The following is a 24,314-nucleotide window of genomic DNA, read 5'->3' on the forward strand; positions in this document are numbered from 1 at the left end:
GTTACATATTGTCATAAGGTTAAATTGACACAAGTCATAGGTTAATCATTACACTTTTGTACTATCGGCTATGACAACTTATAAATAATACTTACATTGATGAGTCGCAAGTAAGATTAGATTATGAGTTTGGGAGGGATTTTAAAGATGAATGATCTGTATGCCAAAATGTTTTTATTCTAAGTTGTGTGTTTGGAAATGACAAGAAGTAAATTCGATAAACAAGTGAATGAAAGGGGAAGGACGGATTACAATGATATTACACGCAAAATCGTTCCGCAATAAAGATAAAATCCAACGTGCTAAAATAGGACTTCAACTCTTTCTGAGTATCTTAATCATTACTTCTATTATCCTAAATGTAGTAGTAATGGTTACTAAAAGTATGCCGCTTATTGTGGTATATATGTTTACCCCAGCATTTTCTTCTATTTTGACTCGCATCATACTGAAAGAAGGGTTTAAAGATGTATCTTTTAGTCTCGGTAACTTAAAGATATGGAAGGGGATTGGTCTTGGTCTGTTAATACCTATGATAATATGTGGAATTACGTATTCTATCGCCTGGTTGAGCGGAATTGCGAGGTTTCAGCATCCCGAAGGTGGTATGTTAGAACCAATCTACAACATACTGGGACTTCAGTATGTACCGGAACCATTCAGTTTCATTTATTTAGTAGTATTGAGCGGCATTTTAGGAAGTTTGTTTAACTTAATCCCAGTTTTGGGAGAAGAAATGGGCTGGCGAGGTTATATGCTTACAAGGCTAGTCGATGCAGAGTTTTCACAGCCTATCCTTATTAGTGGATTGATTTGGGCAACGTGGCATGTTCCAATTGTTATTGCTGGTCTATATGTAGAGGGACCATCTGCCCTACTTTCAGTACTTGGCATCTATTTTTGTATTGTGCCATTCAGTTATATTACAGCTTATTTACGACTTATCACAGGTAGCGTTTGGCCTTCGGTTATCATCCATACCACTTGGAATGCCATTATTCAAGGACCTTTCGCACGTGCAAGCACAGGATATCAAACTGAGATTTGGATTGGAGAATCTGGCTTGATAACCGCTATTATTATCTTAATTACTGCAATAATTACGTCTCGGATAGTAAATCTTACGAAATAGCATACGGATGTGCTTTAAATTCAATTAGTGAAATATAACAAGGCGAAATAAGATGCTCCTAAAAATATAGTTAACTTATGCATAAATATCATAATTAGGCAGGTGTAATGTGCAAATATAATGAAGGTGCAATTATGAATATTCAAAGACATGAAAGTAATACAAATGAAGTAAATGTAAAAGTAATACAAACAAAAAACGAATATAGATAAAAATTTTTTGATACATTTATGAGCATAAAAATTTAATTATACGAAAAGATAGATGTGGTTAGATTATGAGAAAAAGTTCAATAACTTCAATCGTAAAAAGATAAAAAAGGGGCGGAAATACGCTCTTTTTTATTTACCTTACTATTTTTAGGAGGTTAGTATGAATAAGATGTGAATAAAGGATGAATAGCATTTTTATCGATAAAAATTTATTGGATTTTTTGTGGAATATATATGAAACGTTGTATAAAATAATCAAGAAAGCCAAAAATTATAGGGGGAAAGTTGTGAAGAAAAATAAGAGATTAATAAGTTTTTTAGGAGTGTTTATTATGCTGTTTTCTTTTTGTTTTCAAGGAAATGTACAGGCAGATGTAAATACTGTTCAATCTGGAAAAATCAAATCAGGAAATGTAACGGTATGGGAAGTTGGAAATGTGGCGAAAGTGTTAGCTGATGTAGAACGCTTGAATTTAAATACAGTAAATGTGCCGATTCAGGTAGATATTCCGAACGTGACTTCTACGAACATGGTAATTAATCAAGCGCAAAAGCAACAGGCTATTATTTTAATTCAAGAATTATTAAAGCGTAATATTCAAGTTATTGTGGAACCGTTCCCATATATTCAGCAAGGGAATGTTGGGGAAACGGAATGGAATCCAAGTAATATTAATGATTTCTTCTGGAATTGGAAAACAGTTATTCTACAAGATATTTTTAATTCGATTACAAGTAAATACAATGTATACGGGCTCAAGATTGCTTCTAATTTCGTAAATATGGAATATGCAGAAGGATATTGGAGCGATACGATTGATTTCGTCCGTCAGCAGTATAAAGGAAATGTTTTGTATCAAATGAATTGGTGGTTAACTGCAAGCTTTGATTCTTCCTATGAAGCGAAGTTTGTAGAGAAAATAAATCGTCCGTATTTAAAAAAGGTTGATATTGTAAGTATTGATAGTTGGTTTGAAGTTTCAGGAAAAAGAAATCCAACATACGAAGAAGTAAAGAAAAGTTTATTTGCGACGACAGTGTATAATCGTGGGCAAAATGTTGTGCAGCAATTGGAACAATTACATAAAGCAACAGGAAAACCAGTTTACTTTGGGGGATTTAACGTTCCAGCACGTGAACTTGGACTACAAAATCCGTGGAATCCAGATGTTTCTAATGTGTTTTCAAAAGACGTACAATTAAACGGATGGCGCGCTTACCGTGATGTGTTAGAACCGAAACCATATTTTAAAGGTTTTTCAATTTGGTTTATTGGTTCTAATGATAGTACGCATGCGTATCAAATACATAGTAAAGAAGCAGAGGCAGTTATTAACGGCTGGTATCGAAAATAATTTTTATAAAATAGGTAAGTTTTGAAGTTTACCACATATATTTCTAGTGAAAGGCCTTTCACCATCTTATCACCTAGGGGGCAATCATAATGAAATTTTTGTCTTACCTTACAGTAATTTTGGTGATTCTTGGCGGTTTGAATTGGTTATTTGTAGCGTTAGATTACAATGTAGTTGAGAAATGGTTTGGTTCTATGCCGGCGCTTGTGGACACTATTTATTGGCTCATTGGTCTTTCTGCTATTTATCAAATTTTTGATCGGTTCTTCACGGACAATTAGCAATTATACTTTATTACTAGAGTGTTAAGTACGATTATGTACTTAACACTTTTTTATATGGTTATAAAAAGTAGTCTGCACATGCAAGCGATTCCATTGCGTCTTACGCCGTAATAATAGAAAACAAATTGACCACGTATTATATTTCGGGTTATAATTCAGAAAGTTTAAAAAATAATAAAGATGAGAAATAGGGAGGTTATTAGGGTGATGGAGAGAGTATATAATTTTTCAGCTGGACCATCAATACTCCCTTTGCCAGTTTTAGAGAAAGTGCAAAAGGAGCTTGTAAATTATAACGGGACAGGCATGTCTATTATGGAAATGAGTCATCGATCTTCTTATTTTCAAAGTATTATAGATGAAGCGAGTAGCCTAATTCGTGAATTAATGAACATTCCTGATGAGTATGAAGTTTTATTTTTACAAGGCGGTGCGTCATTACAATTCTCTATGATACCGCTGAATGTAATGAATACGTACAAAAAAGCAGGGTACGTATTGACTGGCTCATGGTCTAAAAAGGCGATGCAAGAAGCTGAAAAAATAGGGGAAGTACAAGTGATTGCATCTTCTGAAAAAGAGAAGTTTACTACAATTCCTAAACTGGATGGTTTACTAGGCGATGAAAAACTAGATTATGTACATATTACAACGAACAATACAATTGAGGGGACGAAATATGTGGACATTCCACATGTAGATAAAGTACCACTCGTTGCGGATATGTCCTCAAATATTTTATCAGAACGATATGATGTTTCGAAGTTTGGTCTTATATATGCGGGAGCGCAAAAAAATTTAGGGCCAGCGGGCTTAACGATTGCTATTATAAAAAGAGATTTAATTGGAGGAGCAGATCGCTCTTGTCCTACGATGTTAAACTATGAAACTTACAGCAAAAATAACTCCTTATATAATACACCGCCATCCTTTAGTATTTACGTAACGAAACTTGTATTAGAGTGGTTGAAAGAGCAAGGCGGCGTATCTGCGATTGAAGAACAAAATAGAATGAAATCTTCACTTCTTTACAATTTCTTAGATGAATCAAAATTGTTTACTTCACCAGTTGATTCTACGTATCGATCACTTATGAACATTCCGTTTACAACGCCATCAGAAGAGCTTAACAATCAATTTTTACAAAAAGCGAAAGAACGCGGCCTTGTTACGCTAAAAGGACATCGCTCAGTCGGTGGTATGCGCGCTAGTATTTACAATGCGATGCCAGTACACGGTGTACAGCAATTAGTAAATTATATGAAGGAATTTGAGCTTGAGAATAGATAGGGAGATGGGGATATGTTTCGTGTTCAAACGTTAAATCAAATTGCAGAAAAAGGTTTACAAGTACTTAGCGGAGAGCGCTATGAAGTAGGGGATAGAATTAATCATCCAGACGGCATTTTACTTCGCAGCTATTCTTTACATCAAGAAGAGTTTTCAAAAGACTTAAAGGCGATTGCAAGAGCTGGTGCCGGTGTAAATAATATTCCTGTCGAGCGATGTACAGAAAAAGGGATTGTAGTCTTTAATACGCCAGGGGCAAATGCTAATGCAGTAAAGGAACTTATTATTGCCAGCCTTATTATGTCTTCACGTAACATTATTAACGGCGTAAGCTGGACGAAAAATTTAGAGGGTGAAGAAGTACCGCAGCTTGTTGAAACAGGAAAAAAACAATTTGTTGGATCAGAAATTGCGGGAAAACGTCTAGGAGTTATCGGCCTTGGTGCAATTGGTGCTTTAGTTGCGAACGATGCGTTAGCTTTAGGGATGGACGTTGTCGGATACGATCCTTACATTTCAGTTGAAACAGCATGGCGCCTTTCTACACATGTGCAAAGAGCATTTAGTTTAGATGAAATTTTTGCAACATGTGATTATATTACACTGCATATACCGCTTACGAATCAAACGAAGGGAATTATTGGTGAACACGCTGTAGAGAAGATGAAAAAAGGAATGCGTCTATTCAATTTCTCTAGAGGGGAACTTGTGGATGAAAAGGTTCTTCAAAAAGCGTTAGAAGAAGAGGTTATTACACATTACGTAACGGACTTCCCAAATGAAAATGTGATAAAGATGAAAAATGTAACAGCGACGCCACACCTTGGTGCATCTACATCTGAATCGGAAGAAAATTGTGCAGTTATGGCAGCACGTCAATTACGTGAATATTTAGAGACAGGAAATATTCGTAATTCAGTCAACTATCCAAACGTAGAACTTCCGTATATCGGAAAGAAACGAATTACGATTATGCATCAAAACGTTCCGAACATGGTAGGACAAATTACAGGATGTTTAGCAGAACATCATATTAATATTGCGGATATGATAAATCGTAGTAAACATTCTTGGGCGTATACAATGATTGATATTGATAACGGAATTGATGATATAATAAAAGAGAATATAGTGGAAAATATAAGCAAAATTACAGGTGTTGTAGCCGTTCGAATGATTGTGTAAAGGAGAGAGGGAATTGGCAAAAATCCGACCGTTTCGGGCCATTCGCCCAGTAGAAGAAAAAGCAGCACAAGTTGCAGCTTTACCGTATGACGTTTTAAATAGTGAAGAGGCAAGAGAGGTTGTAAAAGGGAATCCATTTTCTTTCTTACACGTTGATAAAGCAGAAATTGATTTAGACCCGGCACTTTCACCGTACGATGATCGCGTATATGAAAAAGCGGGTGAAAATTTAAATCAATTAATACGAGAAGAAGTGTTCATTCAAGACGAAGAGCCAGCACTATACATTTATGAACTGACGATGCATGGAAGAACGCAGTCAGGTCTTGTCGTTTGTACATCTATTGATGAGTATGAAGATGATACAATTAAAAAACATGAAAGAACGCGTCATGAAAAAGAACTAGATCGTATTCGGCACGTAGATGTGTGTGACGCAAATACAGGTCCTATCTTTTTAACGTACCGTACAAAAGAAGAGGTAAAGCGTTTCATTGCAAGCTGGAAAGAAGAACATGCGCCAATCTATACATTTACAGCAGAAGACGGCGTAGAGCATGTTGCGTGGAAAATAGCTGATGAAGAAGTAATTGCAAGTTTAGTAAGCTTATTTGAAGATATCCCAAATCTTTATATTGCAGATGGACATCACCGCTCCGCATCAGCTGCTAAAGTAGGGCTTATGCGAAGAGAACAATATCCGAATTACACAGGAGAAGAAGAGTTTAATTTCTTCTTATCAGTGTTATTCCCTCACGATGAATTATCCATTTGGGATTATAACCGAGTTGTGAAAGACTTAAACGGCTTATCAGAAGAACAGTTTTTAAAACAAATCACGCAATACTTTTATGTAGAAGAAGCATCTGTTTCTCCGTATAAACCAAATGAGCCAAAAACATTTGGCATGTATGTAAACGAGAAATGGTATAAGCTCATAGTGAAAGAGGAAACGTTTGATGCGAACGACCTTGTAAAAGGTTTAGATGTATCTATCTTGCAAGACCATTTATTAAGCCAAGTACTTGAAATACATGATCCGCGATCTGATTCACGTATCGCTTTTGTCGGAGGAATCCGCGGATTAGAAGAACTAGAACGCCTTGTAAATAGCGGTGAATATAAAGCGGCATTCTCGTTATATCCGACATCAATGGAAGCTTTATTAGCAATCGCGGATGCCGGGGAAGTTATGCCGCCAAAATCAACGTGGTTTGAACCGAAACTGCGTAGTGGGTTGTTTGTACATTCTTTAAAATAAATATAGACTTCATTAGTTTGAAAAACCGAAATGATTTTAGTTTCGGTTTTTCTTATTTTAAAAGAGCTTTTGAGGAGGGGTATGGATGAAATTGCAAGTAGGCGAAAAAATCACCTTTGAACGAACGTTTACAAAAGAAGATGTTGCGTTATTTACGGAAGTATCAAAAGATGAAGGTGTTCATCATGTGACACCAGATGAGCAGGGGAGATTTGTTGTACAAGGCCTGTTAACATCAACACTACCTACAAAAATTGGCGGTGATTATAACGTGTTAGCTCGCAAGATGGATTTTGAATTTATACGTCCTGTTTTTAGCGGTGATACGATTCGTTGTGACGTAACCATTGAGCAATTTGAGCCTGATGAAAAAAATCGCATGAAAATCATTGCGATGTTTATATGTGTGAATCAAATTGAAAAAGAAGTTATGAAGGGGAGTTTTTCTGGGATTATTCTTTAATTGATAGGAAAAGTAATGAATAAGTGGGGGGCCGTGCCTATCAGGCTTAGAGTTTTAATTCCCCCCATAACGAAAATTTTATGTATTATACTCTGTTCTTTTCTTAACGATTAGAAAATAATTGAATAGCTCGTCAATAAAAAGGACATTCCTAGTATTACAAGAAATGTCCTTTCCACTAAATCATAGCATATTTTGCTAAAATTCAAACTCTAAAATTAGTTTACTAGTTTGACCTGTAAACTGATAATTATAGGAACCTCTCAGACTTTCTAAGTTACCGGTAGCTTTAATAATTGTTCCTGGGGAATCTAAATTTCCTTTATCAAATATTCCTTGCTCTATAGCTGTAAATGTCCCTTGTTGTCCTTTATAAATTCCTTCAAAGTGTAAAAATCCAGAAATTTTAGCAGTAGCCAAGTGACCATCATTTATATTTGAGTCTAAATAATATAATAAGTATTCAACAAAAGCTTTTCCTTTTAATTCACCATCAATATCATATTCAACATGAGCAATATTAATAGGGAAATCTTTTCTAGTATCATCAACTAGTTTTTCATCCCATTTACTAACTGTAAATGTTACTTCCATACACGTAAATCCCCCTTTATCATTAGATAAGTAATTTCCATATCGCTATCAAACTAACAAAATAAAATACTCCCTAAAATGAAAAATAGGATCAGGAAAACATAATTATTAAACTTATGCTTCTACTTATTTAAAGTTTCACGCCACTTTCCAAAATAGAGAAAGATCTATTTTCACAATCAATTTCTGCCATTGCGCCGTAAGGTAAAATAAACTTCGGTTCAGTATGGCCAAAATTTAAATTATAAAGAATCGGCAAATCTTCTAAATGATGTTCCTTCATAACCTGCAGTATTTCATGTTTATATTCTTCATAATACATTTCGTCTTTTGGCTTACCAAAAATAATTCCTTTTGCTTTTTGCAGAATGCCTTGCGCTGCATAATTTCGTAACCAATACTTTATATAACTTGGTTCTGGATGATCTTCAGAGGTTTCAAAGAAAAGGATACTATTCTCCCAATGCTTTTTCTCAGGCCAAAGTTCTGTTCCTTTTGCAAATTCCAGTACTTCTATACATCCACCAATTAAACGCCCTTGTACAGTAGTAGAGCCTTGAAGTACCTCATATCCATTGTTTTGCTGCATCGTACGTCTTGTATCCTTATTTACTTCTATCCATTCTAAACGCTCACTCGTCCATTCATGAGCGGGCTGAATCTCGCCAATCGTTTCATTTGAAAAGAGAGTTCGATTTACCATTTCAACCGTATATGGATCCATCTCTACATTTTCAGCAAAATCCGTTAAAATTGCTGGACCGTAAAAAGAGGAAATCCCTGCTTTATGACAAAATAGATGTGAGATGGTAACGTCAGAGTATCCCATAAAAATTTTCGGGTTTTCACGTATTACATTAAAATCTATATAAGGAAGTAAGCGAATGCTATCTTCACCGCCGATATTCGCAATAATTGCTTTCACACGCGTATCTTTAAATGCTGTCATTAAATCTTCCGCACGAGCCTGTGGGTTGTTATAAATGAATTCGCTACCTTTTAAACTATTTGGCATTGGGATAACGGTAAGACCGAAAACTTCTTCTAATCTTTTAACTCCTTGTTTATAACGCCATCTTATTTCAGAATCACCTGCGCCTCCCCATGAAGGACTTACTGTCGCCACGATATCTCCTGGCTGTAATCTCTTTGGTTCTATTAACATATGAATCCCGCTCCTACATAATGTAATGAACTACGGCTATACAAATCGTAGCGCTGAAAAATATGATGCATAACATTAGCTTCTTCATCATCAACAATTTCACCTGCTGTAACTCGAGAATCTAGACTCATTGTTGTATATTTAAAAATTACAGTATGCATCATTGCATGAGGAAAACGGTTGTTATTTTTATAACCTGTAACTATAATGATTACAGGTTGGTCGATACCAATCAAAAAAATAAAATCATCATGAATGGAGATGTTACATATGGGTATGAAAAAAATAATTTTAGCAGGTGCTTTAGGGATCGCAGCATTATCAGGAACAAATGTACCAGGATTAGAACTAACAAAAGCGAGTGCAGCTCCTATTGAATCGAATTTCTCGACGTTAGAAGGACGAGTAGTAGAAGTAGATAACGGTGTGATTGTTGTAAAATCTAAGCAATATGAGGAACCTGTTAGTGTGTATATTGATTCACTTTCAAACGTGAAAGTAGGAGATGAAGTAAAAGCTACTGGATCTATGATGCGTAATTTTACAGAATATATGGTTGCAACTGCAGTTGAAAATACAACAAACAAGTTAGGTATGCACATGAAAGAAGATGGTTCACCTAATTATGTAATTGGAGAAGTATCAAAAGTAGGAACGATGGAAGATGAGGGAGACGGTGCTACTAAATATGTTGTAGTTGAGTATCCATCGCTAAATGGGAAGAAAGATATTATTGATGTTTTCTTAACAAAGGGACAAGTATTTCATACGGGTGAGAAAGTAAAAATTGATATGAAGTATGTAGGCTGGGGCGGAAGTTCTATTAATTGGAACACAGTTGACCATATTGAAAAAGTTCATGAAGCAAAGACGAACGCTGAAAATAATGATGATGTATGGATTTGGTCTTAATAAGGCGAGTATAAGTCGTTATTTGCAATTTTCTCCAAACAATACATGTAAAAACTAAATATATCATGCAGTACCTATCAAATTATTATGTGTATAACAATTTGATGGGTACTTTTTGTTTTGTGTTTTTTTGAGAATAACGGATTTCCAATAAGAATATGATGTTAACACTGGAGCGACGGTGAAAAAATACAATATTGAAAGAGGTGTTTAAGGATGGAGCCAGATGATGTTTATTTACGAGCTAAAAAAAGGGTGGAGAATTTAAAAGCTTTTTACATTCATTTAACGGTTTATATACTAGTGAACTTAATGCTTTTTATTATAAATATAAGTTCTGATTCAAGTAAATTATGGTTTTTATATCCACTTGCAGGCTGGGGGATTGGTATCGTTATACATGGTTTGACAACTTTTCCAGTGGGGATATTCGGAAAGGAGTGGGAAGAACGAAAGATTAAAGAGTATATGGAGAAAGATAAGTAAATCCATTTTGATCATTCGATTTTCAAAATAATACTGAGGATGGGGGATTGTTCTACGTCTGTTTAGAAAAATGGGATACAAAGCAGTAAGTTGTGATGCTCGTGGTAAAGACCTTACGGAGGATTTCCATTCATGTAAATCTCTTTAAAAAAACAAAGATGCGAAGTCTCTTCTATGACTTTGCGTCATTGTTTTTTTGTTTAGAAGGATAAATGATCCATTCTCGAATTCACATAAGCGGCTAAAATAACATGTCCAATGATAATAATAGAAGAAATAATTTTATAAACGAAGTAATAGCGATGGAGAAGCGAAGAGATCTATCGCTACACTTCTAGGTTTTATTTATGTACATTCTATAAATCGTTGAGCTCTTTTAGAAAGCTTTCGATCTTTCAGCCATATAATCGATGATTCAGACTCATAAGGGAAATCTATTAAATCAACTATTTTTATTAATTCTTGCGGGATATGAGATACAGCGCTTTTCGGCAAGATAGAGGCGCCGATTCCAGTCATGATAAGCATAAGAATAAATGCTGAGTCCGGACATTCGCATGCTATATTTAATGTTATACCAAGGTGCTTGCATTCATCGATGACGAGCTGATGATAGCTATTTTCTTTATCTTTATGTAAAAGTAAAAGGGGAATATGACTTAAATCGGTTAGAGGAATTGGGAGGTGTGAATGATATAGTTCCCATTTAGCAGGCATGACTAATACGAAAGGTTCCTTTGATAAACAAATACTAGAAAAAACATCTTTATTAAAGGGTGTACGCAAGATAGCAAGTTCGATATACCGATTTTCTAATTGCTCTATTAAGTATAAAGGGCCACCTTCCCATATTTTTAAGTTCACATTTGGATAGTTATCTTGAAAATAGCGGATTTTTTCAGAGAGAAAAGGAATGCAAGAATGAAATGCCCCAATAGATAGATTGCCCCTTAGCCCTTCACCGGTATCTTTAATCTCCGTAATAGTTTCTTCTAATTGATCAATAATGTTTTTTGCTTTCGTATATAAAATTTTTCCTTCTTCAGTCAAATACATATTTCGACCGTTTCTTTCAAATAAGTTTACTGATAATTCTTGTTCTAGTAGTGATAGTTGTCTACTTAGAGGTGGCTGTGCCATATGAAGTCGGTGGGCAGCACGGGTAAGCTGTTTTTCTTCAGCGATTACAATAAAGTAACGAAGTTTTCTTATATCCATTGTAAAGTCCCTTTCTATACCATTTTTGTATACAAAAACAACCTTATAGATAGTTTTCATATAATATCCCACATGATATCATAAACAAAAAGTTTTAAAAATAGAAAATTCTAAAAATTTAAAATAATGTTCAGAAAAGTAATAACTTGAAAATAGAACATATCGTTTTGAGGGGGGATTTTGATGAAAGTCTCGTTATTTATTACTTGTTTATCGGATGTGTTTTTTCCTGAAGTGGGTAAGAGTGTCGTAGAAATTATGCAGCAATGTGGAGTGGAACTAGATTTCCCAGAAGTACAGACTTGTTGCGGGCAACCAGCTTACAATAGCGGATATCAAGAAGAAGCAAAATTAGCAGCAAAGCAAATGATTAAAGCATTTGAACATAGTGAATATATTGTGACTCCTTCAGGTTCTTGTGCTAGCATGGTTCATCATTATTATAAAGAAATGTTTAAAGATGATAGTGAATGGTATGAAAAAGCGGTTCATTTAGCGGATAGAACGTATGAGTTGACGGATTTTTTAGTGAATGTACTTGGGAAAAGTGATTTGAAATCTAAGTTGGTCGAGAAAGCCGTTTTCCATCAATCTTGTCATATGAGTCGTGCGCTCGGGATCAAAGAGGAACCACTGAAGTTATTATCGCAAGTAGAAGGTCTAGACGTAAAAGAATTACCATATTGCCAAGATTGCTGCGGATTTGGTGGTACTTTTGCAGTAAAAATGAGCTCGATTTCTGAAACGATGGTTGATGAAAAAATAAAACATATTGAGGCGACAGAGGCGAATCTCTTAATTGGAGCAGATATGGGATGTCTTATGAATATTGGAGGAAGATTACGTAGGGAAAATAAAAATATTCAAGTGTTACATGTAGCAGAAGTACTGGCGAAGGGGCTGAATAAATGAGTGTGACGGGGGAAAAAAGGTTTTTGACAAGAGTGGATAAAGCGTTGCACAATCCGCAGCTGAGAAGCGCGGTACCATTGACACAAGATAGGCTTCGGATGGGACGGGAACAAGCTATACATGAATTAGGGAATATGGAAGAATGGCGTGAAGCAGCATCTGAAATTCGGATGCATACAATTGAAAATTTAGATAGTTATTTGGAACAATTAGCTACTAATGTTCGAAAAAATGGGGGGCATGTTCATTTCGCTTTCAAAGCAGAGGATGCCGTATCGTACGTTTCTGAAATCGCAAGAAAAAAAGGAGCGAAATCAGTAATTAAGTCAAAGTCCATGGTTTCAGAAGAAATACACCTTAATAAAAGCTTAGAAGAGATAGAGGTGAAAGTAGTAGAGTCTGATCTTGGAGAGTATATTATTCAACTAGCTGGAGAAACTCCATCCCATTTAATCGCGCCAGCCATTCATAAGACAAAGGAACAAGTAGCAGAGCTTTTTTCTAAGGAAGCAGGAAGAAAGATACCAGTTGATACGAATCAATTACTACAATTTGCAAGGGAGAAATTGCGTAAAGAGTTTTTAGAAGCTGATATTGGTATTTCTGGTTGTAACTTTGCGGTAGCGGAATCTGGATCAGTTGTTCTTATAAGTAATGAAGGAAATGCTCGCCTTACTACGACATTGCCAAAAGTTCATATTGCTATTATGGGGATGGAACGCCTTGTTCCCACATGGAAAGATCTTGATGTAGTCGTTTCGATGTTAACAAGAAGTGCTACAGGCCAAAAGATTACATCTTATGTAACTGGAATTAATGGGGCGCGTTTACCTGAAGATATGGATGGACCTGAAGAATTTCATTTAATTATTTTAGATAATGGCCGTTCTGATATTTTAGGAACCGCTTATGAAGAAGTATTAAAGTGTATAAGGTGCGGAGCGTGTGTAAATGTTTGTCCGGTGTATCGTAATATTGGGGGGCATGCTTATGGAAGTGTTTATAGCGGGCCAATTGGGGCAGTACTAGCGCCTTTATTAGAAGGATATGAAGAATTAAAAGAATTACCTTTTGCATCAAGTTTGTGCGGAGCGTGTACAGATGTTTGCCCTGTGAAAATTCCATTACATGACCTTCTCATTGAACATCGTAAAGGTGTGGTGGAACAAGGGTTTATAACAAAATTTGAGCAACTTGCCTTTAAAGGTTTCACGTTTATGGCGAGTCATCCATTCGTTTATGAGAAAGCGATTAAATTGGCACACACAGGTTTATCGATATTTGCAAAAGATGGCTATATTGCGAATGGTCCAGGCCCATTAAAAGGGTGGACAGAAAGTAGAGATTTTCCAAAACCTGCGAAACAATCATTCCGTGATTGGTGGAAAAAAGAAAAGAGGGATTCATAATATGAATACGGATGATGTACAACAATCTTTTTTAAACAATATTGCACGTAAACTAAATCGAGAACGTCGCTCAGGAGTCAATCCTCCCAGGTGGAAAAACAATCCACTCAGCCACTTTCCTAAAGAGATAGATCACGAAAGTTTAATAGAGCAGTTTATTGCAAACTTGAATAATTTACATACAGAAGTAAGTCATATATACCGTTCAGAAATAGAGAGTGCACTTCATTATGTTGTACATAAATTTAATGTTCAATCTGCGTTATATTGGGATGATGATAGATTACATCAGCTTGAAATAGGAAAGCATTTAACAGGAAATTTCGTTTCTCATCGAATTTGGAAAAGTAAAGAAGGTGAGAGAGAAAGAGAACTACGGGATTATGCAGCTCAAGTGGATATGGGAATTACATATGCGGAAATGGGACTCGCTGAGACTGGAACCGTTGTGTTATGGAATGGTGGTGGACGCGGACGTTTAGTTAGCGTTTTGCCAGCAGTTTATGTAGTGGTTCTCTCAGAACATACAATTTATAGACGTTTAACAGAAGGAGTAACTAGAATTTACGAACAAGTTTCGAATGGATTACCTGCCTGTATTAATTTTATCACTGGGCCTAGTCGGACAGGTGATATTGAGATGGAATTAGCTTTTGGAGTTCATGGTCCTGGAAAGGTTCATGTCATTCTATTAAAGGATTAGAGAGAAAAATAAAAGAATACGAGGGGGAGTGGAGATTTTGATGAAGAACAAATTTCGTTATTATGTCTTTACAATGCTCACGTTTATTACGATGGTGAATTATATTGATCGAGGGGCCATCGCTTATGCGCAGTCTTTCATTATAAAAGAATATGGCTTTGACCCGAAGGAGTGGGGAGCTATATTAGGGTATTTTGGTTACGGTTACATGATTGGTTCTTTATTAGGGGGTATTTTTTCAGATAAAAAGGGACCGAAATTTGTATGGATTGTAGCAGCAACGGCTTGGTCTATTTTTGAAATTGCGACTGCTTTTGCTGGAGAAATAGGAATTGCTGTTTTTGGAGGGTCTGCTTTAATAGGATTTGCTATCTTCCGCGTTTTATTTGGATTAACAGAAGGGCCATCCTTTGCGGTTTCGAATAAGACAGCTGCAAACTGGGCAGCTCCCAAAGAAAGAGCTTTTCTAACATCTCTTGGTTTTGTTGGCGTTCCGTTAGGAGCAGTATTAACTGCACCTGTAGCGGTCTTCTTACTATCTTTCACTAGTTGGAAAGTAATGTTTTTTATTCTCGGTATAATTGGGATTGTATGGGCGATTATTTGGTATTTTACTTTTACGAATATGCCTGAGGATCATCCACGAGTGACAAAAGAAGAACTAGCTGAAATACGAAGTACGGAAGGTGTGCTTCAATCAGTAAAAGCAGAGAAAGAACTTCCAAAAGAGCCATGGTACTCCTTTTTTAAAGTTCCGACATTCGTTATGGTTACAATAGCATATTTTTGCTTCCAATATATCAATTTTTTAATATTAACTTGGACACCGAAATACTTGCAAGATGTATTCCATTTTCAATTATCATCCCTTTGGTATCTCGGGATGATTCCTTGGCTTGGAGCTTGTATCACATTGCCGCTAGGGGCGAAGCTATCTGATCGTATTTTACGTAAAACAGGGAACCTTCGTTTAGCTCGAACAGGGTTACCAATTATTGCTTTATTACTGACAGCAATTTGTTTTAGCTTCATTCCTGCGATGGACAATTATGTAGCTGTATTAGCGCTTATGTCGCTTGGAAATGCATTTGCTTTTTTACCGAGTTCCTTATTTTGGGCAATTATTGTCGATACAGCTCCTGCTTACTCAGGAACATATAGTGGAATTATGCATTTCATCGCTAATATCGCAACAATTTTAGCACCGACTTTAACTGGATACTTAGTCGTAAGTTATGGCTATCCTTCTATGTTTATTGTAGCTGCCATTTTGGCTGCTATTGCAATGGGGGCAATGTTATTTGTGAAACCAGGGCAGCAAACGAAGACTGAGAGCTTATTTAACTGGAGAAGTAAAAAGAGGCTAGAGGAACCTCGAGCGAATTTTGAATGAGTAAAGTAAGGTATAAAAAATGACTTATATGCATTTGAAGTGAATCCGAATAGTGGTATATGAAAAAACTCCTGAATTCGCATACTAAGTATGCAAATTCAATGGAGTTTTTTTGTTTGATGACAAAAGTTCATTATCAGGAAGAAATAAAGTGGAAAGAGAAATGGTCAATTAAACAGAATAAACTGCCCGTAAAAACACGATTGGTCCAACTAATAATCAGTGGGAGGTGTTCATATTCATTTATTAACGTGAATTGCATGTGAAATCAAAACTTTACTTGTAGTACATAATAAATAAAGTTGTTCCCCTTTTAAAATTACATGTCGATATAGGCTAAAGCTGATTTATCATCCTATATTAAAATAAAAATAAACCACTGTTCGATTTGAATATTCCACGATATAATGGTGAGAGTTTATGACAGAATAAATATTTACATAAGAAGTGAGGTACTGTATGAAAAAAAGAACGACAGACATTATTTTTATTATTATCGGTGCATTTCTTTTTGCGTTAGGTGTCAATTTATTTGTTATCCCGAACGAGTTTGGTGAGGGCGGGGTAACAGGTATCACGATTATTACGTACTACTTATTTGAGTGGTCGCCAGGTTTAGTCAATTTAATTTTAAATGCGATTTTATTAATAGTCGGCTATAAATTTTTAAATAAGATCACAACGATTTATACGATTATCGCTGTAGTTACGAACTCGCTATTTCTTCATTTAACAGAAGGATGGACGATTACTTCAGATGAAATGCTCGTAAATGCCATTTTCGGTGGAATATTTATCGGGTGCGGGATTGGTCTTATCATCCGCGTTGGTGGAACGACAGCAGGTACTACCATCTTAGCAAGGATGACACATAAGTACTTAGGGTGGAGCATTAGTTATGGTTTACTGTTCTTCGATTTAATTGTTGCGTTTTCATCTTATTTCATCATTGGTGCAGAAAAACTGATGCTAACAATTATTATGCTATATGTAGGAACGAAAGTAATGGAATTTGTAATTGAAGGTTTAAATCCGAAAAAGGCCATTACAATTATTTCTGATAATCCGGATGAAATTGCCGGGAAGGTGACAACCTTAATGGGCAGAGGGGTTACTGTGTACTCAGGTCATGGCTATTACACGAAAACGCCGAAGGACATTCTTTATGTTGTTATTAATAAGCAAGAAGTAGTGAAGCTAAAGAGGATTGTTCAAACTACGGATCCAGCTGCGTTCATTGCTATACACGATGTTCGTGACGTATTTGGAGAAGGGTTCGTTGATATTTCTAAGGCTTAGAAATTATTTTTGATTAAAATAATCTTAATACTAAAACGTGAGAATCTATTTTGAATAATCTTTTTTCAAAATAGATTCTTTTTCTTTTTCTTGCAAAAAATCCAATTGTTTCTTAATGTAGTGATGTAGAAGGATGAACAAGAGAGGGTTTAATGAAGATGATACATATTTTATTAGCTGATGATGATAAGCATATTAGAGAGTTATTGCATTATCATTTACAAAAAGAGGGTTTTAAAGTTTTTGAGGCGGAAGATGGAAAGGTAGCGCAAGAAGTATTAGAGAAGGAAAATATTCATCTTGCGATTGTAGACATTATGATGCCTTTCGTTGATGGTTATACGTTATGTGAAGAAATACGGAAGTATCATGATATACCTGTTATTTTATTAACAGCAAAGGATCAGTTAGTCGATAAAGAGAAAGGATTCATTTCTGGTACGGACGATTATATCGTAAAACCATTTGAACCAGCTGAAGTCATTTTCCGTATGAAAGCTTTATTACGCCGTTATCAAATGCTGAGTGCTGACATAATTACACTCCATGGAACGACAATTGATCGTAAAGGTGTTGAAGTGAAGTGTAACGGCCAGACGATTTTACTTCCGTTAAAGGAATTTGAATTATTATCACAACTAGCTAGTTATCCTGGGAGAACATTTTCAAGAGAAGAGTTAATTGAGTTAGTATGGGGAATGGATTTTGAAGGGGATGAACGAACAGTTGATGTTCATGTGAAGCGACTAAGAGATCGTTTCTCAAAACGAACGGATGATTTTCAAATTACAACGGTGCGCGGACTCGGTTATAAGTTGGAGCTGAAATAAGATGAAATCACTATATTCTAGATTTGTTTTTATGACAGTCGGTATTATGCTACTCAGTAGTATTATCGGCTTTTTATTAACGAACGTATATTATCAAGTGAAGTTAAAACCGTATAACAGTGCGAAGATTTTAACGTATGCGGAAGAAGTTAAGTCATTATATGAAAAGCAAAGTGAAGGAAATCAAGAGGCATATTTACATTCTATTGCAAAATTAGGGTATGAAATTTATATTGTCGATGATCAAAAGAATGGAAAGCGTATCGGTAATGCGTTTCGTAAGACGACAATAAGTGATGATACCGTCCGTAAAGTATTGAATGGCGAAACGTTTAATGGTGTTTCCACATATCCGACTCGCCTATTTATTACCGGTTTTTTCGATAATGAATTAATAAATAGTGTCGGTGTACCGGTAAAGCACGGTGATAAACAGTACGCTTTATTTATTCGTCCCGATATTCAGAACCAATTTGGCGAGATGCGAATTTTCTTAGCGGTATTACTTGGGTTTATCGTACTATTAAGCATTATCTTTATAGCGATTGCAGCAGGTTACATCGTTCGTCCCATTCGTAAATTTACGAATGCTACGCAAAAAATTGCCAGTGGTGAATATGAAATTGAATTAGACGTAAAACGAAAAGATGAAATAGGAACGTTATCTACAAGCTTCCAAAAGATGACGAAAAGTATTAAAGAACTAGATGAAATGAGACAAGAATTCGTTTCGAACGTTTCACATGAATTCCAGTCGCCGCTTTCTTCTATACAAGGTTTTTCGAAAACATTGCAAACAGAAAAGATGAGTGAAGAAGAAAGAAACCATTACTTACAAATTATAGAGGGCGAAAGTAAGCGAATGTCTAGTTTATGTAAACAGTTACTTACGCTCGCTTCATTAGATAAAGAAGAGAAAGTATTACAAATAAAAGAATTCAATTTACAAAAGCAAATTAAAGACGTCATTTTTATGCTCGAATGGAAATGGCGTGAGAAAGATATCGCCGTTGAGTTTGATGTGCCGGACATTACAATACAAGGTGATGAAAACTTACTTCATCAAGTATGGAGTAACATTTTCACGAATAGTATTAAGTTTTCAAACGATGCTGGGACAATTGAGTTTTTTGTCGAAGAGTTAGAGTCTAGCGTTATCATTTCGATATCCGATAACGGAATCGGTATGGAGCAAGCAGAAATGGATCGTATTTTTGATCGTTTTTATAAGGTGGATACAGCCAGAGCAAGAAACGTAGAAGGTAGCGGATTAGGGTTATCGATTGTGCAGAAGATTGTTGAACTGCATCATGGAAACGTTTCAGTGTATAGTACGAAAGGGGAAGGGACGACTGTTCGGGTGGAACTTCCTAAATAGATAGAAGAGGCTGTTTGGGAGCAGCCTCTTCTTTTTTTATCGTAGTATACGTGTAAAGTGAAAAAATATAAGTCATTTTAATTGCATAATCGGACGAGTTTGTAGCGTGAAATCAGGAGGAAGTTTATTTGAAAATGTAGAATCTCTACATAGTTATAAAGTTTTTATTGAAACTTTAGCTATTTAGGGAGGAAATTACTTTGAAACGAATTGATTTGTTATTAAACGTACTAGATTCAACATTCGATAAAGAGAGTTGGTATGCACCGTTTAAACATGCTATAGAAGGACTTACAGCTGAACAGGCTATGTGGAAACCATCTGGTGATGCAACGAATACCATTTGGGAGAACGTTAATCATCTCATTTATTACAAAGAGAGGCTTGCTGCAAACTTGGAAGGCCGTGAATGGACACATAATCTTGACGGTAATGACACCTTTTATCTTACTAAGCAATCTAATGATGATATGGAATGGAAGAAAGTCGTTGAACGTTCTGAAGATGCTCAACGTAATTTAAGACAGGTATTAAGTGCAATTTCTGAAAGAGAGCTTGAGCAAAATTCACTAGAGGGGAAATTATTGGACATCATGCTTCATGATGCTTATCATACAGGACAAATTATTCAATTAAGGAAAATGCAGGGGGCTTGGCCATCAAAGCGTTAACTGAACGTTTTAGTTGGTGCTATTGTTGAATAAATTTTAGATATTCAAACGACTTTATTGTTATATTTTTATTGAAGTATGTTACATCCAAAATGAAATAACTATATTGTTAACCCCGTCCCAAATTCAGAACGGGGTTATGTTTAGTTTGCTATAAAGCAGCACCTTTCCCGCGTTCCTCCTTAAACAGAACGCCAAAAGTATCCGCTGTAATCTCATCAGCTTTCGGCAATGAACGTAATTTCGGATGAAGCAGCCATACGAGAGAAATGAATAAAATCCCGGTGCTAGCGAGCGCGAAAATGAGTTGGCTACTAAATACATTTGCGGTGTATCCGCCAATTAAAGAACCGAACGGCATAGCAATTGTGCCCATACTTCGCATGACTGAATTGATCCGTCCAATATATTGATTTGGAATTACAATTTGACTAATTGTCGCAAATAATATGTTGGTCGCACCAATTGGAATCCAAGCTAGGCCGAATAAGAAAATAGATAGCCATTGAAACGGTACAATCGTAGAGAAAAACCAAAAGAAAGAGCCAGCCGCAAAGCTAATAATGGAGACACGACCAACATTTCTTTTACCGACCCATGAACTGAATAAAGCACCGATGAGACTACCTGCGGATATAGCTGCTAAGAAGAAACCATATGATTTCACGCCTCCTAAAGAATCAGCGAAAGAAGGGAGTATTGCCATCGTCATACCGATTGAAAAATTAGCGACAACTGAACCGATTAAGAATACGCCCATTAATGAACGAAAGACGATCGAAAAACCTTCTTTTAAATCAGAGAAATATTGCTTGGTTGAAAGTGTTGTGCCTGCTTCAGTTTGCTTTGGCATTTTTAATGAAAAGAACAAAAGGGCAGTAATCGCGAATGTGAAAGAGTCGATTACATATAAAGTAATGGCACCAAGTAGTGCTACTAATATTCCAGAAAGAGTCGTACAAATTAAATCAATACCTTGATACGCAAATGAAAAGAGAGAGTTTCCTTTTAATAATTGTGTTTTATGCAGTAGAAGTGGTAAAGCTTTCGATTGTGCGGGATAGGCGAATTGTTCGATAAAGGCTACGATGAGCATAATGATGAGTAGTAGTTGAACTGTTAATAGATCGAAGTAGTGTGTAATAGGAATAATTAAAATAAGAATGCATTGCAAAACTTGTGTGATGACGAGGGTGTTTTTTATCGACCATCTATCAACAAATGGACCGGTAAGAAATTGTAATGCAGAAGGTAGTAAAGTAAGAAAGCCTGCTAATCCAGAATAAAAAGGATTACCACTCAGCTTATAGACGAGCCACATCGCGGCTACATAATACAAGCTATCTCCTATGTTTGTAAAAATTCTCCCTAAAAACAATAAGAGGAAATTCCGGTTTTTCAATATGTCCATTTAATCTACTCCTTTATAATAAAGTGAAACTTTAATCAGTGGGAGGTTCATCCACACTGATTATTAGTTGAACCAATCAGAATTTTACTGCCCGTTAATGTCGGATAAATTTATTCGGTAAAATAAATTTGACCGTTTATGTAAAAAAAATCGTATTACGATTTTTCTTCTTTTTTCACAAAGCGCTGCATTGCTCGTTCGTCGATTTGTAGTGCAGTAGTAGAAATGTAATAAGACTTACTATTTGGATCTTTATCCGCATCTTTTGCGATATCATTTAATTCAGCCATTAATTCATGAAACTTTTTCACCCACACTTGAAATTGTTCTGGCGTGGCATCAAACTCCCAGCAAGATGAAACGTAATTCCACTCAGCTGGGTCTTCGCTTACTTTTCGTAATGTAAAAGCTTCTTCTGGTGCAGCGAGAATGTGGTTTTTCGTTCTTTCTGTCATTTGTAAAAAGATTTGGCGACCTGATTCGCTCAACATTTCTAAATGAGGTAATAGGTCTGCGGCAGGGGTGAAGCCTCTAGCGACAGATTGATAAAACTTTTGAATGATGCCATTCTTTTCTTCTGTATAAACAATTTCTATAAAACCATTCTTTTCTAATTCTTTTAAATGATAATGAATTTTCGCCCTTGCAATGCCGAATTTCTCAGATAGTAGTTGCCCTGTATAAGGACGTTCGCATAGTCGCATCATCATTTCGACACGTAGTGGATCGCTTATTGCTTTTAGTTGGCTATAAGTAGTGAGTGTTAACATGGGCTTCAAAATGATCAACTCCTTAAATGAAATTACTCGGTCAAGATTATTTGACTGAATTGTATCAAGGATTTTAATTGTTTTCAATACTTTCTGAAAATTTAATCTTAATCTCTGTAATCTTCTGTTCATATTCCGTTCATATTTCTTTTTTATGATAAGTGCATAGAAAGAAAGAGGAAGGAGCGAGCGAAATGTTTTTAGCTCTGCGTGAATTAAAACAATCAAAATTAAGATACGGATTAATTGGACTGATTATGGTGTTATTATCATTTTTAGTTCTTGTTATTTCAGGATTAGCAAATGGATTATCATATGATAATGCTTCATCGATTCAAAATATGGAGGCAAATAAGTTCGTTTTAGCAGATGATGCAGAAAATAAATTACTTCGTTCACAAATTAAGAAAGATGATGTAGATAACGTAGTAAATCAAGTAGGCGAGAAAGAGGCTGTTCCGTTTCGTGTGAAAGTTTCAACATATGAAAAGAAAGATAGTTCGAAAAAGGTTGATATCGCTATTTTCGCTAGTGAACGTGATTCATTTTTAGAACCGAACATTGTAAAAGGTGAGAAGTTAGGTACAGCAAACAACGAAATGGTTGCTGATGAATCAATTACAGAAAAAGGAATCGATATTGGGGATACAATTATCGATCCTGTTTCAAAGAAAGAATTTAAAATCGTCGGATTTACGAAAGATCAAATGTTTAGCCATACACCAGTCGTTTATGTAAATGAAGACGTATGGGGGTCTATTTCACAACCAAACCAAAAAGATTATAGTGCAATTGCACTGAATACAGATAAAGAAATTAAAAATGCACATGTTATCGACAAAAAAGAAGTGCTGCAAAGTATTCCAGGATTTAAAGAAGAACAAGGAACATTAACAATGATCATTGCGTTCTTACTTGTTATCGCTGCGCTATTAATCGGTGTATTCTTCTACGTAATTACATTGCAAAAAACACAGCAATTAGGCGTATTAAAAGCAATCGGTACAAAGAACTCTTATTTAGCAAATAGTTTAGTCGTGCAGGCGTTATTCTTATCAGTCGTTGCGATGGTAATCAGTATCGTTCTTGTACAAGGATTAGAACAAATTTTACCAGCAGGTATGCCGTTCTTATTAACAACACCGATGATTGCACAATATGCAGCAATCTTTATCGTAATTAGTATTTTAGGAACACTTATTTCGTTATACCAAGTATTAAAAGTTGATGCGCTAGAGGCAATTGGAGGCGGGATGTAATGACTTCATTATTAAAATTAGACAAAGTAAGTAAAGTGTACGGAGAAGGGAATACGGAAGTAACAGCCCTTCATCCGATATCACTTGATGTGAAAGCTGGAGAGTTTATCGGAATTGTCGGTCCTTCTGGATCAGGGAAAAGTACATTATTATCAATCGCGGGTGCTTTACTATCACCGTCAAAAGGGGATATTTACATTCGTGAGCAAAATATTACGCAGTTATCAGAAAAGGAAATGACAGATATTCGTTTGAAAAAAATCGGTTTCATCTTCCAGTTTGCAAACCTTGTCCCATATTTAAATGTGAAGGAACAGTTACTTTACATTGCTAAGCTGAAAAAAGAAAACAAACAAGAATCAGAAAAGCGTGCGGATCATTTATTAGCGGCATTTGGATTAGGAGAAAGAAAAAATCATTATCCAAATCAACTATCTGGCGGGGAAAAACAAAGGGTAGCAATTGCTCGTGCGTTCATGAACAACCCAGATTTAATATTAGCAGATGAGCCAACGGCAAGCTTAGACTCAAAACGCGCACGTGAAGTTGTTGAAATGATGAAACGCGAAGTGAAAGAGAGCCAAAAAGCAGCCATTATGATTACACATGATGAAAGAATGCTTGATGTATGTGATCGTATATTGACGCTTCGAGATGGACAGTTAATATAAAGAAAAAGGCCAACCGTACATGCGGTTGGCCTTTGTATAATTGTTTTTAAT

The 24,314-nt window shown here is 35.8% G+C and carries 25 protein-coding genes; 19 read left to right on the forward strand and 6 right to left on the reverse strand.

The window, feature by feature from the left end; all coding sequences use genetic code 11:
• The first annotated feature begins 253 nt into the window (after window positions 1-253).
• The 7 genes from DN390_RS07660 (at window position 254) to DN390_RS07690 (ending at window position 7,182) form a co-directional block, all read left to right on the forward strand.
• On the forward strand, window positions 254-1,132 hold the full coding sequence (locus tag DN390_RS07660) for a CPBP family intramembrane glutamic endopeptidase (protein WP_147807024.1): 879 nt from the start codon (window positions 254-256) through the stop codon (window positions 1,130-1,132).
• A gap of 499 nt (window positions 1,133-1,631) precedes the next feature.
• The gene (locus DN390_RS07665; protein WP_147807025.1) at window positions 1,632-2,699 is read left to right on the forward strand and encodes a glycoside hydrolase family 113; all 1,068 of its coding nucleotides are present in this window, start codon (window positions 1,632-1,634) and stop codon (window positions 2,697-2,699) included.
• Window positions 2,700-2,788: 89 nt separating this feature from the next.
• On the forward strand, window positions 2,789-2,980 hold the full coding sequence (locus DN390_RS07670; protein ID WP_000670803.1) for a DUF378 domain-containing protein: 192 nt from the start codon (window positions 2,789-2,791) through the stop codon (window positions 2,978-2,980).
• A 210-nt stretch (window positions 2,981-3,190) separates the two neighbouring features.
• Window positions 3,191-4,273, forward strand: a complete 1,083-nt coding sequence (gene serC / locus DN390_RS07675; RefSeq protein ID WP_097951964.1) for a 3-phosphoserine/phosphohydroxythreonine transaminase — start codon at window positions 3,191-3,193, stop codon at window positions 4,271-4,273.
• A 12-nt stretch (window positions 4,274-4,285) separates the two neighbouring features.
• A complete protein-coding gene (locus DN390_RS07680; protein WP_097858663.1) occupies window positions 4,286-5,458 on the forward strand; it encodes a 3-phosphoglycerate dehydrogenase family protein in 1,173 nt (390 codons plus the stop codon).
• A 13-nt stretch (window positions 5,459-5,471) separates the two neighbouring features.
• The gene (locus DN390_RS07685) at window positions 5,472-6,719 is read left to right on the forward strand and encodes a DUF1015 domain-containing protein (protein ID WP_147807026.1); all 1,248 of its coding nucleotides are present in this window, start codon (window positions 5,472-5,474) and stop codon (window positions 6,717-6,719) included.
• 85 nt (window positions 6,720-6,804) lie between these two features.
• Complete coding sequence (locus DN390_RS07690; RefSeq protein ID WP_097951835.1) at window positions 6,805-7,182, forward strand: hotdog family protein; 378 nt, start codon at window positions 6,805-6,807, stop codon at window positions 7,180-7,182.
• A gap of 198 nt (window positions 7,183-7,380) precedes the next feature.
• Here DN390_RS07690 and DN390_RS07695 read toward each other — a convergent pair whose 3' ends face one another.
• From DN390_RS07695 to DN390_RS07705, 3 genes are all read right to left on the reverse strand, one after another.
• A complete protein-coding gene (locus tag DN390_RS07695) occupies window positions 7,381-7,776 on the reverse strand; it encodes a DUF3224 domain-containing protein (protein ID WP_060631525.1) in 396 nt (131 codons plus the stop codon).
• Between the two features lie 130 nt (window positions 7,777-7,906).
• Complete coding sequence (locus tag DN390_RS07700) at window positions 7,907-8,941, reverse strand: S66 family peptidase (RefSeq protein WP_147807027.1); 1,035 nt, start codon at window positions 8,939-8,941, stop codon at window positions 7,907-7,909.
• A complete protein-coding gene (locus DN390_RS07705) occupies window positions 8,935-9,177 on the reverse strand; it encodes a hypothetical protein (RefSeq protein WP_147807028.1) in 243 nt (80 codons plus the stop codon). Before DN390_RS07705 ends, DN390_RS07700 begins: the two co-directional genes overlap by 7 nt.
• A gap of 34 nt (window positions 9,178-9,211) precedes the next feature.
• Between DN390_RS07705 and DN390_RS07710 the strand changes: the two genes are divergently transcribed.
• Window positions 9,212-9,853 carry a hypothetical protein gene (locus DN390_RS07710; RefSeq protein ID WP_147807029.1) on the forward strand — a complete coding sequence of 214 codons (642 nt, stop codon included), beginning with the start codon at window positions 9,212-9,214 and terminating at the stop codon, window positions 9,851-9,853.
• Between the two features lie 216 nt (window positions 9,854-10,069).
• Window positions 10,070-10,339: a 2TM domain-containing protein gene (locus tag DN390_RS07715; RefSeq protein WP_147807030.1), complete on the forward strand. Its 270-nt coding sequence runs from the start codon at window positions 10,070-10,072 to the stop codon at window positions 10,337-10,339.
• A 345-nt stretch (window positions 10,340-10,684) separates the two neighbouring features.
• On the opposite strand, the gene DN390_RS07720 is transcribed toward DN390_RS07715, so the two are convergent.
• Window positions 10,685-11,557 (reverse strand): LysR family transcriptional regulator, encoded by an 873-nt coding sequence (locus DN390_RS07720; protein ID WP_147807031.1) that lies wholly within the window; start codon window positions 11,555-11,557, stop codon window positions 10,685-10,687.
• A gap of 183 nt (window positions 11,558-11,740) precedes the next feature.
• Between DN390_RS07720 and DN390_RS07725 the strand changes: the two genes are divergently transcribed.
• The 8 genes from DN390_RS07725 (at window position 11,741) to DN390_RS07760 (ending at window position 20,152) form a co-directional block, all read left to right on the forward strand.
• Entirely contained in the window at window positions 11,741-12,469 is a 729-nt protein-coding gene (locus DN390_RS07725) for a (Fe-S)-binding protein (RefSeq protein ID WP_147807032.1), read from the forward strand.
• Window positions 12,466-13,878, forward strand: coding sequence for a LutB/LldF family L-lactate oxidation iron-sulfur protein (locus DN390_RS07730; protein ID WP_147807033.1), 1,413 nt, complete (start codon window positions 12,466-12,468; stop codon window positions 13,876-13,878). The genes DN390_RS07725 and DN390_RS07730 overlap by 4 nt, the downstream gene beginning before the upstream one ends.
• Window position 13,879: 1 nt before the next feature.
• The gene (locus DN390_RS07735) at window positions 13,880-14,581 is read left to right on the forward strand and encodes a LutC/YkgG family protein (protein WP_147807034.1); all 702 of its coding nucleotides are present in this window, start codon (window positions 13,880-13,882) and stop codon (window positions 14,579-14,581) included.
• Between the two features lie 40 nt (window positions 14,582-14,621).
• The gene (locus tag DN390_RS07740) at window positions 14,622-15,974 is read left to right on the forward strand and encodes an MFS transporter (RefSeq protein WP_179955746.1); all 1,353 of its coding nucleotides are present in this window, start codon (window positions 14,622-14,624) and stop codon (window positions 15,972-15,974) included.
• 459 nt (window positions 15,975-16,433) lie between these two features.
• Window positions 16,434-17,273, forward strand: coding sequence for a YitT family protein (locus DN390_RS07745; protein ID WP_000747503.1), 840 nt, complete (start codon window positions 16,434-16,436; stop codon window positions 17,271-17,273).
• A 152-nt stretch (window positions 17,274-17,425) separates the two neighbouring features.
• Entirely contained in the window at window positions 17,426-18,103 is a 678-nt protein-coding gene (locus DN390_RS07750) for a response regulator transcription factor (RefSeq protein WP_000781966.1), read from the forward strand.
• 1 nt (window position 18,104) lies between these two features.
• Window positions 18,105-19,481, forward strand: coding sequence for a sensor histidine kinase (locus DN390_RS07755; protein WP_147807036.1), 1,377 nt, complete (start codon window positions 18,105-18,107; stop codon window positions 19,479-19,481).
• A 200-nt stretch (window positions 19,482-19,681) separates the two neighbouring features.
• Window positions 19,682-20,152, forward strand: a complete 471-nt coding sequence (locus DN390_RS07760; RefSeq protein WP_098857693.1) for a DinB family protein — start codon at window positions 19,682-19,684, stop codon at window positions 20,150-20,152.
• 151 nt (window positions 20,153-20,303) lie between these two features.
• Here the strand turns inward: DN390_RS07760 and DN390_RS07765 are convergent, their stop codons facing one another.
• Both DN390_RS07765 and DN390_RS07770 read right to left on the reverse strand, forming a co-directional pair.
• Window positions 20,304-21,563: an MFS transporter gene (locus tag DN390_RS07765; RefSeq protein ID WP_147807037.1), complete on the reverse strand. Its 1,260-nt coding sequence runs from the start codon at window positions 21,561-21,563 to the stop codon at window positions 20,304-20,306.
• A gap of 155 nt (window positions 21,564-21,718) precedes the next feature.
• Window positions 21,719-22,342: an ArsR/SmtB family transcription factor gene (locus DN390_RS07770; RefSeq protein ID WP_060631514.1), complete on the reverse strand. Its 624-nt coding sequence runs from the start codon at window positions 22,340-22,342 to the stop codon at window positions 21,719-21,721.
• A gap of 185 nt (window positions 22,343-22,527) precedes the next feature.
• On the opposite strand from DN390_RS07770, the gene DN390_RS07775 reads away from it, so the two are divergent.
• Window positions 22,528-23,592 carry an ABC transporter permease gene (locus DN390_RS07775; protein WP_147807038.1) on the forward strand — a complete coding sequence of 355 codons (1,065 nt, stop codon included), beginning with the start codon at window positions 22,528-22,530 and terminating at the stop codon, window positions 23,590-23,592.
• On the forward strand, window positions 23,592-24,263 hold the full coding sequence (locus DN390_RS07780) for an ABC transporter ATP-binding protein (RefSeq protein WP_074555322.1): 672 nt from the start codon (window positions 23,592-23,594) through the stop codon (window positions 24,261-24,263). The genes DN390_RS07775 and DN390_RS07780 overlap by 1 nt, the downstream gene beginning before the upstream one ends.
• The last annotated feature ends 51 nt before the right edge of the window (window positions 24,264-24,314 follow it).

The sequence above is a fragment of the Bacillus sp. SH7-1 genome (assembly GCF_008042405.1).
GTDB classification, from domain to species: domain Bacteria; phylum Bacillota; class Bacilli; order Bacillales; family Bacillaceae_G; genus Bacillus_A; species Bacillus_A thuringiensis_N.